The sequence below is a fragment of the Cyclobacterium roseum genome (genome assembly GCF_010119225.1).
GTDB lineage: Bacteria > Bacteroidota > Bacteroidia > Cytophagales > Cyclobacteriaceae > Cyclobacterium > Cyclobacterium roseum.
On the sequence record NZ_WNKF01000003.1, the window covers coordinates 209,847 to 227,351 of the forward strand.

The following is a 17,505-nucleotide window of genomic DNA, read 5'->3' on the forward strand; positions in this document are numbered from 1 at the left end:
GTTGCAGCATCTCTGCTGTATTTTATGCTAGTTGTAATTAGTAATCCCTGACTTTTAACGACTTGTCCCGGTCAAAGCGGCTGCAAAATTACGCTTTTTTTCGGGATGTTACTATTATCCATGAAAATTCATTCTTTTTGATCACCGATTTCATTTTCCTCGGTTTTGAAATCTTTGGGTTGTGGCAGTTCATTCAGGTCATTGATGCCGAAATATTCCATAAAACGGGTGCTGGTACCATATAGAAGCGGCCTGCCAATGCCATCGGATTTTCCTTTGATTGCCACCAATGACTTTTCAAGGAGCTTCTGAACGGAATAATCACAGTTTACGCCTCGAATTTGCTCGATTTCCGATTTGGTGACCGGCTGTTTGTAGGCGATGATAGAAAGGGTTTCAAGCTGGGCAGTGGAAAGCCTTTTCTGGGATTGGTGTTTTTGCAGAATGGCAATGCTGGTTTGATACGCAGGCTTGGTTAAAAATTGGTAGCCACCTGCTAATTTTTCCAGGCTGAATGCATGCGCTTCGTCCTGGTACTTCTGCTCCAAGGCAGAAATGGCCTCTTCCAAATGTTCGACCGGGATTTCTGATTCAAACATTTCTGACAGGCATTTTTGAATCTCTTCCAAACCCAGGGGATCGGTAGAACAGAATACCAGGGCTTCAATATGTCGATGCAGAAAATCCAACTTATTTTTTCGCTAATTTGGCTTCAATGCTGTGCATGGTGTGGGGCACCGCCCGTAACCGCTCCTTACTGATTAACTTTCCGGTGTCGACACATACCCCATAGGTGCCGTTTTTAATTCTCCGAAGGGCATTCTCCAGGTTAATAATGAACTTTTGCTGACGGGCAGCCAGCTGGCTAAGGTTTTCCCTTTCCAGCGTATCGGCTCCATCTTCCAGAATTTTGGAAGTAGATGCGGTATTGTCCGTCCCACTATCATTTTGTTTGCTAAGTGACCTTTTAAGTTGCAAAAGCTCCTCTTTGGCTACGGCAAGCTTGTCATTAATAAGAACTTCAAATTCCTGAAGCTCCTCCTTGGAATAACTGGTTTTTTCTTCCTGGCTCATACTACGGTTCTGTTTAAAAATTTCCCTAAAATACAGTGACTATTCCAAAATCAAAAATCTATTATTTTTTATTTATACGGTAGTAAACGGAGTTAATGTCTCTTTACTGCATATAATTTTAAATCCGGTTTGGAACTACTCAAAAGGATATTTATAATTTTACTTTTTCGAATTTGGCAACGATATTCTTTTGTACGGGAATCTGTGGGGAATTTTTAAAAAGCCGAAACAAAGAACATACTTGAATAATACCGTATATTGTAGTAATTTTCAACATTACTACAACAATAAACCAATTCTTATCCCGATGAAAAAAATAGTTTGTATTGTTTTCCTTGCCTTCATTTCTGTTTCCCTGTATGCTCAGAAGGCCGATAAAGACGGCTGGATCAAGCTTTTTAATGGCAAATCCTTCAAAGGCTGGAGTATCAGTGAAAATCCGGAATCTTTTTCCATTGAAGATGGAGTCATTAAGATTGATGGACCCCGGGCCCATTTGTTCTATACCGGTAAAGTAGAAGATCATGATTTTGAAAACTTCGAACTGAAGATGCAGGTTAAGACCATGCCCAATGCCAATTCAGGTATTTTTATCCATACAGCCTATCAGGAAGGCGGCTGGCCCGAAAAAGGGTATGAAATCCAGGTCAATCAGACCCACGGAGACTGGAGAAAAACCGGTAGCGTGTACAGTTTCAAAGATGTTAAAGAAACGTATGTATCGGACGGCGAATGGTATACCCAACATATCATTGTTCAAGGAGACAAGGTAACGGTAAAAGTGAATGATAAAGTAATCAATGAATTTACCGAGGCGCAGGATAGGGGGGATATCGGCGATAGTCAAAAAAGATTAAGCAGCGGCACCATTGCCTTACAGGCACATGATCCCAAAAGTGTTATCCATTACAAGGATATCATGATCAAGCCGCTTCCCTGATACAGTAAGCCAAAACAGGCAGCATCTTACTCTGACATCCGGTTTTCCGCTAAGGGGAGTCGGATGTTTTTAGTTAACCCATAATAATGAGCAAGGAGGAACGGATACATTTTGACCCGGAGAACCTGAGGCAGTTTACCTTCAGGGTTTTTGCGCATTTCGGTATACCGGAGCCAGATGCCCTTCTGGCTACGGATGTCCTGGCTTATAGCGATGAGCATGGCATTGATTCCCATGGTATTGCCCGACTAAAGACCTATGTGGATTTGTTGCAGGTTGGAAAGATAAATCCCCGGCCAGAATTGAAATTAATCCGGGAAAAACATGCGGTAGCCACCGTGGATGGAGATAATGGATTGGGATTAGTAATCGGACCCAAATGCATGGAAATGGCGATAGCCAAAGCCAGGCTTCATGGACAGGGTTCTATTTCCGTATGTCATACCAACCATTACGGGGCGGCCGGATACTATCCTCTGATGGCGGTGAAACAGGATTTTATTGGAATGTCCATGACCAATACCACCAAAGGGGTAGCGCCCTTCAACGGGATAGAAAAGATGTTGGGAACCAATCCGCTGGCCATGGGTTTTCCTACAGGAAAGGAGCCCGTTGTGCTGATGGACTTTGCCAGCAGTACGGTTGCCTACGGCAAATTGGAAATTGCCCATCGGGCAGGTGAAAAGGTGCCGTTGGGATGGTGCCTGGATGAAAGGGGGCAGCCCACCGAACTCCCCGAGCGAATGATGAACGGAGGGGCTTTGCTTCCATTGGGCAGTACCCGGGAGGGTTCGGGCCATAAGGGCTATTGTTTGGGAGGGATGGTGGATATTATGAGTGCGGTCCTTAGTGGTGCGAACTGGGGGCCGTATGCCATTCCCTTCGCCATTGATTCTCCGCAATCGGCAAAACAAGTGGGAAAGGGGATTGGGCATTTTTTTGGAGCCTGGGATGTGGAAGGCTTCCGGGACCTGGCGGCATTCAAGCAGGAGATGGATGAGTGGATACGAACCTTAAGAGCAACGGCCCATCTGCCGGATAATCCCAGCGTGAAGATCCCCGGAGATCCGGAATGGGCTGCTTATAAAATCCGGATGAAAGAAGGGATTCCCCTACAGGTACCTGTGGTTAAGGATTTGGAAGGAATATCGGCATCCCTGGGTATTCCGCTTCATTAGGCCGGATACAGAACCTGCCCGACCCAATTGGCGTTAGGGCAGGTAGAAAGGAAAATCGCTCATGAGAAAGTGGCAGCTTTACGGGTTTAAATGTAAGGTAATAGGATTTTTTACCCTGATCTACCTGCATTCGTTGGTGGCATATCCCCGGCTAGCCCTGCAAGAATGGCCATCGATCGATCCTATTTCCCTGAAGGTGACCTCACAACTGTTTGTCCCAGAGGAATACTATATCAAAGGCCTGATAGATGACCGCACCGACCGGTCTCCTGTGGCATTTTTGGTTCCAAATGCCAGGAGCGGTAGCCAATTAGAAACCGTGGACCTGGAAGGCGGAGCGATGAACGCGTTAGAGAATTATCTTTTTGGAGTACTTCCCCAAAACGATCAATTAAGGCCCATTATCGTCCGGATTAAGGATCTGAAAATTGTAGAGACGCTACAGGATACGGGAACCGGGGTGGTCTCCGGCGAAGTATTTCTTGATTTTTCATTTGAATTGGATCGGGAAGGAGAATTGGTTCACCTGTTGGATTTCCAGGGGGGGGCAAGTTATAAGAGAGGGGTTCGCCAGTTCTACCTGATAGGCCCGGTTCTCAAACGATCCATCAATAATTCCCTGAAGTATTTCAATGACTGGATTGAAAATGAATCTGATAAAGACATAAAACTGCTCCGGAACGTCACCGTTCGGGTCCGGGATTATCAGCAGGAGGCGAAAGATGATACGGTATTTTATGATCCCAAAAGGCCCTTAACCTGGGAGGATTTCACGGGAAGACCCCGGTTTAGCAATTACACAGCTTCCATCTTTGCCAGTATAGGGTACGAAGGGAATAGCTGGATTGAAGAAGGACAGGTGATCGTGGACTTGACATTCAAGACCTATATGCTGAAAAGCTCTTCCTGGGTAAAAGGTGATAATAATAGTTATGGGCTGAACCACGAACAGCGGCATTTTGATATTGCGAAAATTGTGGTGGAGCGGCTTAAGGAGCGCGTTCGACAACTGAACCTCCAGCCTCATAATTATGATCGCAACGTTTCCTTCCATTACCTGGAGGCCTATCGGGAGATGAACCGGCTACAGGAACAATACGACAGGGAAACGGCCCATGGACTAAACGGAAGGGCTCAGGAAAGATGGAATAAAAAAATTGATGAGGAACTGGCCCGGTTTGGGGTAAAATGAAGTGGCTCCCGTTAATGGGTATGGCCTAAGCAAAAACCGGCCCTTTTTGACGGTAAATGGTTTAAGCCGCTCAATTTTGAGACAAAAATGCTAGTGACGTAACAAAAAAAGTGGCCCTTCCCAGTACTGGGAGGCCACTTTTTTAGGCAGGTTCGGTTGGTTGTTTTAATAAGATACCGGTTCTGCAATTTTATATTCGCTGGTAGCGGTGTGTGTTCGTCCAAACATGTCTTTTGCACGGACGGTTATGGTATGGGTGCCTACAGGAAGATTGGTAGGGATACTTCCTCTCCAGAGGTGGGTGGAGTTGACGGGATTAGAAGGTCTTCTTCCCGGTTCCAGTTCCTCCATGAAATCCCATTCCATTACATCGGCTATAAAAGAAGGGTCCGGTGCTTCTACCCAGTTCATGGGGCGCCATTCTCCATTATCTATTTTATATTCTACCAGGTCGTCTTTGTCTCCCATAAAGAAATTGGCAAATATTCCGGAGGATGTCCCCCTGTTATTGGCGACTACATTGGGATTGTATATCCCGATTTGATAGTCCCGGGGTTTACCTACTACCTTGTAGTCGATGGAATAGCTGTTTTCGGCTATGTTCAGTAGGGCATAGCCTTTAGGGGTACCGTCTCTCATAGTGGAGATGGGTATACCTTCCGCATTTAGTTTTCCGGAATACCAATCCCCGGAAGTGGTTCCGGCGTTGTATTCATGAAATCTTCCTTCGCCTTCCCAGCCGTCTTCGGCCGTGTAGAAATTGTGTCGCTGCAGGTGGGTATGTGCGGACATTGCCAGGCGGTTAGGGTAGTCTTTCAGTAAGTCAAATAAACGCTTTCGGTCGCTGTCCCGGAAGGAGTTTTCATTTTGGTGAAGCAGGGGAATGTGAAAGGAAAGCACAACAAGCTGATCCTTGTCTACCTGCTTGAGGTCGTTTTCTACGAAGTCCAACTGGTCTTTGCGGAAGCCACCCCAATAGCCCTGTCCGTCTCTGGGGTCAGGATACAAAATGTCTTCCAATACAATAAAGTGAGCTCCTCCATAATTGAAGGCGTAGGCAGAAGGCCCAAATGTTTTTTCAAAGGACTCATCCGCATGAGCATCTATGGTGGCATCGTAATTCATGTCGTGGTTTCCCATGACGTTGTACCAGGGCCAGGAGGTTTGTTTGAGGATTTCTACATAACCGGGGTGAAGGTCCAGGTCATCACCGGAAAGGTCTCCGAGGCTAATCCCAAAGCTGATACCCGTTTCGTTTTTCGCTTCTTCCACCACTCCCTGAGCAAATAATTCCAATTCCTTTTGGGTATAGGGCTGGGGATCTCCAAAAATCATGGCCGTAAATTCCTCAGGTTCTTCCTGGGCGTACAGGGCAAAATCTACTGACTTGGGCAGTTTCCCGGTTGGGGCCACGCCTTCGTATTGAAGTTCCGGAGACCCCTCCGGTTTATGGATATAATAAAACTTGGGCAACTTGTCCGCTCCGGTAGGGACAGCGTAGTCAGTGGGCTTGATGACGAAAATAATTTGGTCGTTTTCAAGTGGAAGCGTGTACTTACCATTCTCATCTGTGAGTACTACGTCAACGCCATTGCTGACAGCTATCGAAGGAATGCCTTTTTCGCGACGTTCTTTCTTTCCATTTTTATTGCTGTCTTCATATACGATTCCGGATACCTGATCCTGGGCCAGGAGCTGCACGCTGATGGCAAGGGACCAGCAAAAGAGGATTAATTTTTTCATGTGGTTGGCTTTTTTTTTATAAAGGCCTAAATTAATTCATTTGAATAGGACAAGGGTTGGTTAAGGATTAAATTAACGTTACTTTTTTGAGTGTTTCGAATCCGTATTTTTTCCGGTTTCCTCACAGGAGTTGCCACTCATCGGGACCCTTTGTTGTGAAAGACGACCAGTCCATCCTTCCCGGCAACGACGATATCCAGAAGCCCATTTCCGTTCAGATCCTCCACGGAAAAATACAACCCTGCCCCCTTGCCTTCCCCGAAAGGACCATAACTAATGATGTTTTTGGTAAAGGATTCTCCATTCCACTTAAAATAATATAAGCCTAAATGATCGTTTGCTCCAGGATCGTTTCCATTGTGAGCCCGGTATCTCTTTCCGGTGATCAATTCCATTTGCCCGTCATTGTCAATATCCACCCATTCCATGGTATGGTACTGGGACTGAAAAGGATCAATGGGGTGTTTCGTAAACGTAATTTGGCCTCCCTCACGCCGCTGTTCGTACCAATTGAGCCCGTAATCATGGCCCTGACCAACGATAAGGTCATTCAAGCCATCTCCATTCACATCCTCCACCAGGATGGGTACACTGGCTCCGCCTAATTCAAAGGCGGGGTGAAGTTTCCAGGTTCCTGTTTTCAAGTCTTCGGGTGCCTCCAGCCAACCTTCGGGAATAATGAAATCCCCTCTTCCGTCGCCATTGATGTCTCCGAACCCTAATCCATGGCCGTGTTTATCGGTGACCGGGTGCTTTTCAAATGATTGAGTCCCCTTCCCTTCGGCATCTCTGTTTAAGGAGTAGTAGGCGAGGGGCTGATTGGGCGTGTTGGGAACGATGTCCAGGTGTCCGTCACCATCTACGTCCCAGGCCCGGGAAGTTTCTACATTCCCCGTATTGGCAATCTCGTGTACCGTCCATTCACCGTTCGTTCCGGGGTTTTCTACCCAAAACAAGGTTTTGCCAAACCAACCTCCGGTAACGTAATCCATTTTGCCGTCTCCGTTTACATCCATGGGAATGGTCGAAAAGTCATCAAAATATTCACTTACCCGCTTTACCTGCCCAATGAGCTGTCTTTTGGTAAATTCAGGCCCTTTGTACCAATAACTTCCAGAGACAAGATCAGGGATTCCATCTCCATCTACATCAAATACACCTACGGATTCGGCACTCTCCATAGCGATCAGTTGCTTTTCAAAAGTCACCGGTTTGGGGTCATCATTGAGGAAAATCAATGACAAGGCAATACTTACATATCCAATCATAGCTGAAAGTTAGGGTAATGAGTGTAAAAAGTATCCTGCACTATCCTGCATGAGAAATAGATTTGATTGCCTTATCCAGCGGAAGGCTCAAATTTAAAGGATACTTTCTTTTTCCTTCTCGAAACAAAACGGAGGAGGCCGAAAATAAAAAGCGAATACCAAATCGATTCACTTTTAGTTTTCCAGCAACCACTGGTTGACCCGGTGATTAAAATCCTCCAGATTTTCCCAATGGAAGGCATGTCCGCTACCAGGGTAGATGTGTAATTGGGAGTTGGGAATGGCCCCGGCTACCTCCCGGGTCATCCACTGGGGAGTAAACGCATCCACTTCACCACCCAGTACAAAGGTTGGTTGCTGTATGTCTGGGAGCAGGTCCAGCACCTGGTGGTGAATGCAGGCTTCCGCCTGTCCTTCCAGGCCAACCAGCGGTTGGGGAGTAGGATCCAACGCCGCATTTTCCCGATCCGCTACCATGTCCTCGTAACCTGAGTCATCATCAAAGCTGGCTTTAGAAAAAATCAAAAGTTGTACGTAGAGGCTAAACTCCTCCGGCCTTAGCCGGGCTTTGCAGTCCATCATGTGTCTGAAAATGTCCTTGGCCTTGCGGTCACATCTGGCCCAGGGACACATAAGCACCAGCGATCTTACCAGCTTTGAGTGCCGGATGGCCAACTGCTGGGCAATGATGCTACCCATGGAGACACCCACCACCCGTACATCCGAAAGGCCCAGGTGTTTCAACAAACCGGCACAGTCATCGGCCATTTGTGCCGAACTGTAGGGCCCCGGAGGTTTGTCGGATAGGCCTACTCCCCGGTTGTCAACCAAAATGCATCGAAAGCTTTTTTCCCAATAGGCCACGTGTTTTTCCCACACAGCCCCAGGGGCAGTAATGCCCATGATTAATAATAGCGGATCGCCAGATCCCCTCTCCTCATAGTGGAGGTTAATTCCATTACTTTGTACCACTGACATCATTTATTTTAAGCTAGGGATTAATGACTCATGAACCCATTTTCCATCGTGTAGGGTTACAAAATCGGGGTCTTCTAAGGCTTCCTGCCCCTCATCTTCACAGATAATCCAGCCATTAAACTGTTCTTCCTTCAGCCACTGGGTAATACCGGTAAAATCTACCTTACCATTTCCCATGAGGGTGAATTCCGGATTTCCATCCCAATCTTTATAATGTACGTGATTGATCAGGGATCTATATTCTTTCATCTTGGCCAGCGGATCCATGCCTCCATTGATAATATGCCCCACATCGGGGCACCAGCCGGTTACCTTGGGGTCCAGGCTTTCCAGAATAACCTGATAATCTTCCTCTGTTCTGGTGATGGAACTATGAGGGGAATTAGGATGAAAGCTGCTGATTACCCCCTGATCCGTCGCCCGGGAAGAAACGGTGTTCACAATATTGACGAGGTTTTTTCTTCGCTGTACCAGGTCGTGGCGACCAGTGGGGATCTGAACGGTGCAGAGCACCGATCCTGGAAATTTTGACAACAGCTTAATGGCCTCGTCGGCAATCTTTTTTTCTTCCTCAGTCTCTTCAGTCCCGTTCCAATCCAGGGCTAGGGCGACTGCTGCCAATTCTATGTTTTCCTCTTTGAGTTTTTTTTCCAGCAGATTGGCATCCGCTAAAGGCCCCATCCAGGTAAAAATGGGCTGTATTCCGGTGAAGCCAGCTTTGGAGATCACCTCGATCATATGGCCCAACTGGCCTTTGTAGGTTTCTCCATTATTGCTCATAAACCAGGTATAGACCTCGGCTCCGAAGCGAAAAGGTAAGGTATTCATTTTAGGTATTGGTTTAAGGTTTTGGTAAAAGGTTCTTTTTTCGGGTAAAAAAAATGGGTTATAATCCGTGTTTTTCTCCCATTTCCTTAATAAAACGGTAACCGTTTTCTGCCATTTCCCAGGGCTGTGAGAACTCCCGCCAGACACCGATGGAATTGGCAAAATCCGGATCATTTCTGGTAAACCCTTCAATGGTCAGCCAGCCTCTGAATTTGATTTCGGCAAGGGTAGAAAAGGTATCGTCCCAGGGCACATGACCGGATCCGGGTGTTCCCCGGTCATTTTCACTGATATGCACATGCCCCAGGTAGGGTGCTACTTTCCGAAGGGCCTCGCCCAGTTTTTTCTCCTCAATGTTAGCATGATGCGTATCAAACATGGCTTTCACATTGGGATGGTCTACTTTTTTAACCAACTGAATCAGTTGGTCCATGGTGTTGCAAAGGTAGCATTCAAACCGGTTTAGCGCTTCCGGAGTAAGGGTGATGCCTGCCTGCCGGGCATGGTCCCCTGCCTGGTGTAATACCTCTGCACTCCAATTGTATTCATCTGCTGTCGGGGATCGCTGCGCAAAGGTGGAAAAGGCGGAGTGGAAGGGGCCACAGATAACCTTGGCACCCAGGTCGTGGGAGCGGTCGATGGTCCATTTAATTTTTTCCAGTGCCTTGCCCCTGACCTTGGCATCCGGGTCTATTGGGTTTTCATCGGGACCCAACACGAAGACGGTGGTCGTTTCCAGGCCGGTCTGCCGGGCAAACTTTCCGATTTCCTGATATGCTTTTTCTTCAGGTGATCCTACAAAAAATTCTACTCCGTCATAACCGATGGTTTTTAATCGCTCAATAATGGGCTTTAAATCATCTGAAACGACGGCAGACCAGGCTAGTACGTTAAATCCAATTTTATTCATGATGTATTGTTAATAATGGGTAATAAACCAGGTTTTATCTTTACTATTCAAAATCGGATACTTTCATTCCCTCTCGGAAATTATCAAATCCGAACATGGTCGGTTCGTAGGTTCCTACGATGGAAACATTCGCTTTTTCCGGAATTTGGGGTTCCATGTCCAAGCCCCAATAGGTAGCATTTACAATTAACCTTCTTAAATCTTCACTAAGCAAATCTACCGATGCCCCCATGGTGCTGGCAAAAACCCTCCCCATTTTTCCTCCTTCCAGGGCATAGGATTTTGTCCAGGCAACCGGCATGAGGGATTTCTCCCAGTTGATGGGTGATTCCGGGGTCATTCCTGAAGTAGATGCTCCATGAATTAATACATTGGCATCTTCGCCAATATTGGTGACGGTATAGACATCAGAAGCCGCCCAAATGTCTTTTACCCCATTTAATATTGGGTTCTTGGCTGCGGCCTGAATGCCGTCCAGCAAGGCCCGGGTCCCTTCTTCCGCATGATGCCCATGGTGAGCCACCCAGGTTTCTCCAAGGATTTTCCTTCCAAATCCTTTCTCCCAGCCGGGAGATTTGCTTTGCCAATGGTACTTAGCATAAGGACTCGTATTTTCTTTGCCGTAATTGAAGGCATGGGTAGAAGTCCGAAGTGCCAGTAGCGGTTTGCCAGCTTTGAGAAATTCATCAAAATAACGCATCTGTTCGTCAGGCAGCTCCCGGAAACGTAGTAGAATGATGGCCAGGTCTGCCTCTTCCAGTGCTTCCATTCCGGGAATGTTGCTTTTGTAATTGGGAACTACCTCGTTGTTTTCCGGATCGATTGGAAAAAGCACGGTGGTGTTAAAACCATGATGGGTGGAAAGAATTTTAGCCAGCATCGGAAGGCCTTCCTCCGAGCGGTATTCATCATCTCCGGCAATCAATACGATGTTCTTCCCATTACCGGGGCCATTCCCGCCATCAAAGTGAAGCATCAATTTTTCCTGCTGGGCGATGGAGAGAATACTGCTAAAGGCAAAAATAATCAGTAATGCCAGTGTTCGAAGAGTGGTGGTAGGGGTGATTTCACGCGGTGCTTTCATGTCGGAAATAAGTTATTTGGAGATTTAAATTAAGCAAATTGTTTGAAACATTCCCTAATGATAGGGGATCTAATGTGCTAATATAGGATAAAAGGGGCAAACCGGGTTTTTGTTACCCGTTTCGCCCCTTTGTAATTCATCTTTTTAAGCCGTTGTCTAATATCCCTGATTTTGTGTCAGCTTATCGTTGTTTCTAATCTCTGCAGTAGGTATGGGGAAAAGCAGCTCCCTTTCCCGAAGCGTCGGTCCATAGGAAAACTCATGTCCTACGTAATCCTCAAATTGAAGCGTGTTGACATTGAAAGCCTTTCTTAAGCGCACCATGTCATACCAAGTTTTATTTTCAAAGCACAGTTCCACCCATTTTTCTCTCCAAACAGCTTCTCTAAACTGGTCCTGACTTAAGTTTTCCAGATCGGGCAGATTGGCTCTTTCGCGGATGCTGTTAATGGCATCATAGGCTTCCGCAGTGGGGCCGTCCACCTCATTCATTGCTTCCGCATAAATCAGGAGAATCTCAGCATAGCGGTAAATGGGCCAATTGAGGCCGCTGCTAGTTGTATTGAGCTGTGCCTCTTCGTCAAAATGTTTCCAGATGTAATAGTCTCCCAACTCCATGATCGTGTTTCTGTCAGATTCCAGACTGTACTCCGTGTAGAAAAATTCCTTTTCCTCGGCTCTTTTGTCTCCTGCTTCAAAGGATTCGACAAATTCCTGATTGGCAAATATTCCACCTGTTTCCGCGCTATAGGCAGAAATACCCCTATTGTAGGGGATGATGGAAACCTGCCAGGAGGAGGGTACCGTAAAGGCAGCATACTGGGTCATGAAAATGTGCTCCCCCAGATTTTTATCTTCTACCGAATGCAGCTTGCTGTAATCGTCAAAAAGGTCAAAGACACCTGACTGGATGACATCATCGGCCTTTTCTGCGGCAAGTTGGTAATACTGATCGCCACCCTGAAGCGGGTATCCCGCCATGGTCAGGTACACGCTGGCAAAGAGCGATTTAACAGCCCCCATAGAAACCCTGCCGCTGACATTCCTCCAGGGCAAGCCTGAATTTTCCGCCACTTCCAGGTCTGCAACAATCTGGTTGTAAACGGCTTCTGTACTTGCCGGTTCCGGATAAAGTTCCGGGCTGGTCAGGTCAATGGAGGTGGTAATCAATGGAATATTTCCGAAAATCCGAATCAAATTGAAGTAATAGTAGGCCCTGAAAAATCGAGCCTCACCCAGTAATTGATTCTGGTCTGCATTGTCCATGTCTATTTCCGGTATTTTCTCAATCGCCAGATTGGCATTGGCAATCCCCCTATACGAACTGGTCCAGTAAGTTTGGCCGTAGCCGTTGTCCGAGTTATTGATCAGGTTACGAACAAAGAGGCTGTTTTGCGCCTGTCCCAATTCGGTATTGGCCAGCCCGGTGGCAAATTCCAGCATCATCCACGGACCTCCGCCGAAACCACTTTGCATCACTGGCTGCAGGCTTTGGTAAATCGAATTCACCACGCTGGTGGCATGTTCGGGGCGGGTAAAATAGTTTTCAAGAGTGAAATTGGATTTGTCGGTTTCTTCCAGAAACTCGTTACATCCCCAGGCCGTGAGTATCAGAAAGCCGATGATACATACCCGGCTAAGTTTTATGATATATTTTTTCATGATTTTCATTTTTTTCAAGCGTTACGGTTTACAGAGCTATGTTTACTCCCAGCATAAATACCCTTGGTTTTGGGTAGGAATACAGATCGACTCCCTGGTCAAAAGGCGATCCGGAGGTGGAAACCTCGGGGTCATATCCCTGGAATTTGGTGCTCAGGAAGAAATTCTGTACCGATACGAAGGCTCTAAGTCGGTTTAATTTGATCCGTTGAATCAAATCCGGCTCGAACGTATAGGCAAATAACAAGTTTCGACCTCGTAGAAAGGATCCATCCTGTGCCCTGTCCGAATCATTAAAGGTGTTGTATCCGGCGGTCAGGGGCCTCAATTGTGCGATATTCGTGTTTTGATTGTCCGGAGTCCAGGCATTTAATACCGTTCTGAAACTATTGGCAATTCCCTGCCGGTCTTCTGCGGAGTGCTTGCTTCTCCACAACACCTGGTTGCCATACATGAACTGAAGGTCTACCATCAGTTCGAAGTTTTTGTATTGAAAGGTATTCATCAGGGTGCCGAATCCCTTCGGAATACCCTGGCCGATGATTACCCGGTCATTATCATTGATGGCTCCGTCACCATTCACGTCTTCGTACTTGATGTCTCCCGGTAATTTAAAATACTGAGCGGCCAGATCGGCTTCGTCCGTATCCCAGGTTCCCTGATGGACAAACCCAAAGAATGAACTCACAGGCTCGCCTTCACGGATGATGGTGGATCCTGAGAAAATATCAGCGCCTCCCGTTAGCTCCAACACCTCGTTTTGGTTTCTGGATATATTGAAGTGGGTATCCCATCGGAAATCTTTGTTAACCATGTTTACGGAATTCAAAGCAAATTCCACCCCTTTATTTTCCATACTTCCAATGTTTTGCGTGACCTGAGTGTAGCCACTACTGGATGGTACCGGAGCGTTTAGCAACATGTCTTCGGTCAGCTTGCGATAAAGGTCCAATTCAAAGGTGAGCCGATTATTGAATAAGCCAAGTTCTAAGCCTATATCGGTTTGGAAGGTCTTTTCCCAGCGCAGGTCAGGATTCGACAGTCGGTTGATTCCCAAACCGATGGATCTGGAATTATTGAAAATCACCGTGTAGTTTCCCATACCGGCAAGTGCCTGATAGGCTGGGATTTCAGAGTTGCCCGTCACCCCGTAACTACTTCTTAGTTTTAGGTTGGAAATGATGCTGTTGTCTTTAAGAAAATCTTCCTCGGAAACTCTCCATGCCAGCGCAGCAGACGGGAAAACGGCATACCGGTTGGCTGCTCCAAACTTGGAGGAACCGTCTATCCGTCCGGTAAAGGTCAGCAGGTATTTTTCTTTAAGGTTATAATTAAACCTTCCGAAATAGGAATTCAATCCATAGGCCGAGGTACCGGAAAGCGTCTGGAATACATTGGCTCCAGCACCGAGGTTGTTAAACTTGAAATAATCATCTTGAAAATCCTGCGACCTGGCGGTACTGTTAAACCGGTCCACATGCTGCCAGGATATCCCCAGAAGTGCGTTGATGGATTGGTTTTCGTCGATATCCGTATTGTACGTCAGGTAATTTTCGAACTGCCAGGAATTCAACCGGTCGTTCATGACCGATGCGTCTCCCCGTTGGTTTCTGGCTATGTAGTTAAGCATGCGACCTCCGTAATAGTCGACTCGCTGGTTAATGATATTGGTGGCCAAAACAGAACGCATTTCGAGTCCCGGTGCCAGGCTAAAGTTTGCGTACAGATTTCCAAGCATGGTCTGGGTATTTACCATGTACACCCGGTCTTCTACCACATGAAGCGGGTTGTTGCCACCCTCCATGCCCGGGTAATCTTCGTTTCCGGCCCAACTGCCATCATCGTATTTAACCGGGATAATGGGTAAGGCTTCCAGTACCTGCCGCATGGCAATGATGCCTCCGGCGCCCAAAGGGTCTACCTGGCTTTCTTTCTGATCCGTATAACTAAGCGTACCACCCACTTTTAGCCAATCTTTTATCTGGCTGTCAAAAACGAACCTTCCGGCATAGCGCTTCAGGTAAGAACCACGCATCAGGCCTTCCTCATTTCGGTGGTTTACGTAAATTCCATAGGAATCTTTTTCATTGCCCCCTGTCAATCCCAATTGGTAATTTTGGGTGACAGCCTGCCTGAAGGACTCATCTTGCCAATCGGTATCGTGCAAGGGGTTGCCGTTGGCATCAAATAACCGCGGGTCGGTCCTTTTTAATTGGGGATCTCTGTAAATGCCGTTTTCCCAGCCTGTAGGGTCGTATTTCTGGGCATTTTGGTACGCGATATCCTCTACCATCAAAAACTCTTCGGAGTTCAGTAAGGGGATCTTTTTGGGCAGGACTCCCACACTCACATCCGTGTCAAAAGTGATGACTCCTCCGGAGGTACTACCCCTTTTGGTGGTGACCAATATGACACCATTGGCTCCCCTTGCGCCATATATGGCGGTAGCAGAAGCATCCTTTAGCACTTCTACAGAGGCAATGTCATTGGGATTGATATAGTCAATGGGCGTACTTCCATTCGCCAGACCGGCTGCATGGATAATAACCCCGTCAATGACATATAAGGGATCGTTTGCGATACTTACTGAGGTATTGCCTCGGATACGTATATTTGCTCGGCCTCCGGGACGTCCGGAGTTTACCGATACATTTACACCCTGGATTCTTCCCGACAGTGCCTGGTTTAATGAGGCAGACGGTCGCTCCTGTAGTGCTTCGGCACTCACGGAACCAACGGCTCCGGTCAGATCGGATTTTTTCTGGGTACCGTATCCTACTACCACGACCTCTGATAAATCAGAAAAGGACGAGTTGAGGAAAATTTCTATCTGGTCCATTCCCGATTCGACGGTTACTTCCTGGGTCTCGTAGCCGATAAAACTGACTACCAACACTTCTCCATTTGCTGCTTCCAGGCTGAATTCACCGTCGATGTCGGTGACGGTTCCGCGGGTAGTACCTTTTACCAATACAGAAACACCCGGAATTAATTCCTGATCTTCCTGAGACAGGACTGTCCCCGACACGGTCCGTTGCCCCTGGGCCATAGCCTGACCGCCGATCATGAGGAGCGAAAAGGCGAACACGGCTATCCCGTACTTTAATTTTTCAAGGAAAAATTTTTCCATAACTTTTAGGTTTATTGATTAATTGGTTAAATAAATTTAAATTTTAAAACTAAATTAGTACTGTGATATATAAATATAAATTTCCATACCTTTTACAAATATTCTATCCTGTACTATCCTGCTTATGAATATTATGGAATGTTTTAGGCTATTATTACCCAATACTATTTTATAAAAGGGGTGATTTGAGGATTAGTTGTGCAGATTTGTAGATGGGTGGCAACTGATTTTTATCATGTTATCATGAACATGCGTCTGACGGGAGTCAGGGACCAATTATTTGTTATCTTTGTTTCTGGCTATTCCCAGCAAATCCAAACATAAAATGATGCTTACTCTTTTAAGGCTTTCGCTTATTGTCCTGATTCTGGGCTGTGTTGCTCTTCTTCCGTCCTGCAGCTCCACCGCTTACCAGGCGAAGCAGGAAGTGTATATGTTTTCCTATTTTACTGGAAATGGAGAGGACGGCCTGCACCTGGCCTACTCTCTGGATGGATACCAATTCAAGCCGCTTGAAAAAGGCAATTCACTGCTAACCCCCACCGTGGGGGAGGATAAATTAATGAGGGATCCCTGTATTGTAAAGGGGAGAGACGGGCGGTTTCATATGGTATGGACGGTTAGTTGGAATGAAAAGGGCTTGGGGCATGCCTATTCGGATGATCTGGTCAATTGGTCGGAACAGCAATTTATTCCGGTGATGGCGCACGAGCCGGATGCCAGAAATACCTGGGCTCCGGAATTGTTTTATGATAAGAAAGAGGACCTGTATTTGATTTACTGGTCGACCACCATCAGTGGCCTGTACCCGGAAACTCAATCTGAGGAGGAAAACGGATACAATCACCGGCAATATTATGTCACAACAAAAGATTTTGAAACCTTTTCCGAAACCAAGCTTTTTTACGAACCGGGATTCAATGTCATTGACGGCACGATTCAGGAAATTGATGGGGAATACCTTCTTTTTGTTAAAGACGAGACAAGAGAGCCTCCCCGAAAAAACATAAGAATAGCCAAAAGCCAAAAATTAACGGGGCCTTATGGTCCTGCCGGAGTGCCTATTACCGGCAATTACTGGGCGGAAGGTCCAACGGTCACCAAAGTGGGAGATTATTGGTTGGTTTATTTTGACAAATACATAGAGAAGGACATGGGGGCCGTGATGTCCTCCGATTTGGAAAACTGGATTGATATATCCAACCGAATAAACTTTCCGGTGGATAGCCGGCATGGGACTGTCTTTAAGGTGGATAAATCATTATTTGACCAACTACCATTTGCCAGGTAGCTAATAAGCAAGCATTGAATTGATTTTGAGTGGGTTGAGTGGGTTGATAGCGGGGATGAAAAAATAAACGATTTGATAGGGTGGGAATAAATTCCTTTTTCATTGCGGAAAATCAATTTATTTTTCATTTTTGCATTCACATGCGCACGTGGCGAAATTGGTAGACGCACTGTCTTCAGGTGGCAGCGCCTTCGGGTGTGAAGGTTCGAATCCTTTCGTGCGCACAT

At 46.5% G+C, this 17,505-nt stretch carries 14 protein-coding genes and 1 tRNA gene; 5 read left to right on the forward strand and 10 right to left on the reverse strand.

Annotated elements, in window-relative coordinates; genetic code table 11:
* Positions 1–128 precede the first annotated feature (128 nt).
* Together scpB and GJQ68_RS05925 are read right to left on the reverse strand one after the other, a co-directional pair.
* A complete protein-coding gene (scpB, locus tag GJQ68_RS05920) occupies positions 129–689 on the reverse strand; it encodes an SMC-Scp complex subunit ScpB (protein WP_162416386.1) in 561 nt (186 codons plus the stop codon).
* Position 690: 1 nt separating this feature from the next.
* Positions 691–1,074 (reverse strand): TraR/DksA family transcriptional regulator, encoded by a 384-nt coding sequence (locus GJQ68_RS05925; protein WP_162416387.1) that lies wholly within the window; start codon positions 1,072–1,074, stop codon positions 691–693.
* Positions 1,075–1,381: 307 nt separating this feature from the next.
* On the opposite strand from GJQ68_RS05925, the gene GJQ68_RS05930 reads away from it, so the two are divergent.
* The 3 genes from GJQ68_RS05930 to GJQ68_RS05940 all read left to right on the forward strand — a co-directional run bounded on the left by GJQ68_RS05930 (position 1,382) and on the right by GJQ68_RS05940 (position 4,384).
* The gene (locus GJQ68_RS05930; RefSeq protein ID WP_162416388.1) at positions 1,382–2,014 is read left to right on the forward strand and encodes a 3-keto-disaccharide hydrolase; all 633 of its coding nucleotides are present in this window, start codon (positions 1,382–1,384) and stop codon (positions 2,012–2,014) included.
* Positions 2,015–2,100: 86 nt separating this feature from the next.
* Complete coding sequence (locus GJQ68_RS05935) at positions 2,101–3,192, forward strand: Ldh family oxidoreductase (protein WP_162416389.1); 1,092 nt, start codon at positions 2,101–2,103, stop codon at positions 3,190–3,192.
* Positions 3,193–3,253: 61 nt separating this feature from the next.
* Positions 3,254–4,384, forward strand: a complete 1,131-nt coding sequence (locus GJQ68_RS05940; protein ID WP_162416390.1) for a DUF922 domain-containing protein — start codon at positions 3,254–3,256, stop codon at positions 4,382–4,384.
* A 165-nt stretch (positions 4,385–4,549) separates the two neighbouring features.
* Here GJQ68_RS05940 and GJQ68_RS05945 read toward each other — a convergent pair whose 3' ends face one another.
* From GJQ68_RS05945 to GJQ68_RS05980, 8 genes are all read right to left on the reverse strand, one after another.
* Positions 4,550–6,127 (reverse strand): calcineurin-like phosphoesterase C-terminal domain-containing protein, encoded by a 1,578-nt coding sequence (locus tag GJQ68_RS05945; RefSeq protein WP_162416391.1) that lies wholly within the window; start codon positions 6,125–6,127, stop codon positions 4,550–4,552.
* A 137-nt stretch (positions 6,128–6,264) separates the two neighbouring features.
* Complete coding sequence (locus tag GJQ68_RS05950) at positions 6,265–7,395, reverse strand: FG-GAP repeat domain-containing protein (RefSeq protein WP_162416392.1); 1,131 nt, start codon at positions 7,393–7,395, stop codon at positions 6,265–6,267.
* Between the two features lie 174 nt (positions 7,396–7,569).
* Positions 7,570–8,376 (reverse strand): alpha/beta fold hydrolase, encoded by an 807-nt coding sequence (locus GJQ68_RS05955; protein WP_317174412.1) that lies wholly within the window; start codon positions 8,374–8,376, stop codon positions 7,570–7,572.
* Entirely contained in the window at positions 8,377–9,201 is an 825-nt protein-coding gene (locus GJQ68_RS05960) for a sugar phosphate isomerase/epimerase family protein (protein WP_162416393.1), read from the reverse strand.
* A 58-nt stretch (positions 9,202–9,259) separates the two neighbouring features.
* Positions 9,260–10,111, reverse strand: coding sequence for a sugar phosphate isomerase/epimerase family protein (locus GJQ68_RS05965; RefSeq protein WP_162416394.1), 852 nt, complete (start codon positions 10,109–10,111; stop codon positions 9,260–9,262).
* Between the two features lie 43 nt (positions 10,112–10,154).
* The gene (locus GJQ68_RS05970) at positions 10,155–11,195 is read right to left on the reverse strand and encodes a ThuA domain-containing protein (RefSeq protein WP_162416395.1); all 1,041 of its coding nucleotides are present in this window, start codon (positions 11,193–11,195) and stop codon (positions 10,155–10,157) included.
* 156 nt (positions 11,196–11,351) lie between these two features.
* Positions 11,352–12,857, reverse strand: coding sequence for a RagB/SusD family nutrient uptake outer membrane protein (locus tag GJQ68_RS05975; RefSeq protein ID WP_202927884.1), 1,506 nt, complete (start codon positions 12,855–12,857; stop codon positions 11,352–11,354).
* A 28-nt stretch (positions 12,858–12,885) separates the two neighbouring features.
* Positions 12,886–15,924 carry a SusC/RagA family TonB-linked outer membrane protein gene (locus GJQ68_RS05980; protein WP_394351280.1) on the reverse strand — a complete coding sequence of 1,013 codons (3,039 nt, stop codon included), beginning with the start codon at positions 15,922–15,924 and terminating at the stop codon, positions 12,886–12,888.
* A 388-nt stretch (positions 15,925–16,312) separates the two neighbouring features.
* Here GJQ68_RS05980 and GJQ68_RS05985 point away from each other — a divergent pair, with 388 nt between their 5' ends.
* Together GJQ68_RS05985 and GJQ68_RS05990 are read left to right on the forward strand one after the other, a co-directional pair.
* Positions 16,313–17,278 (forward strand): glycoside hydrolase family 43 protein, encoded by a 966-nt coding sequence (locus GJQ68_RS05985; RefSeq protein WP_235941134.1) that lies wholly within the window; start codon positions 16,313–16,315, stop codon positions 17,276–17,278.
* A 142-nt stretch (positions 17,279–17,420) separates the two neighbouring features.
* A tRNA-Leu gene (locus GJQ68_RS05990) sits at positions 17,421–17,502 on the forward strand.
* The last annotated feature ends 3 nt before the right edge of the window (positions 17,503–17,505 follow it).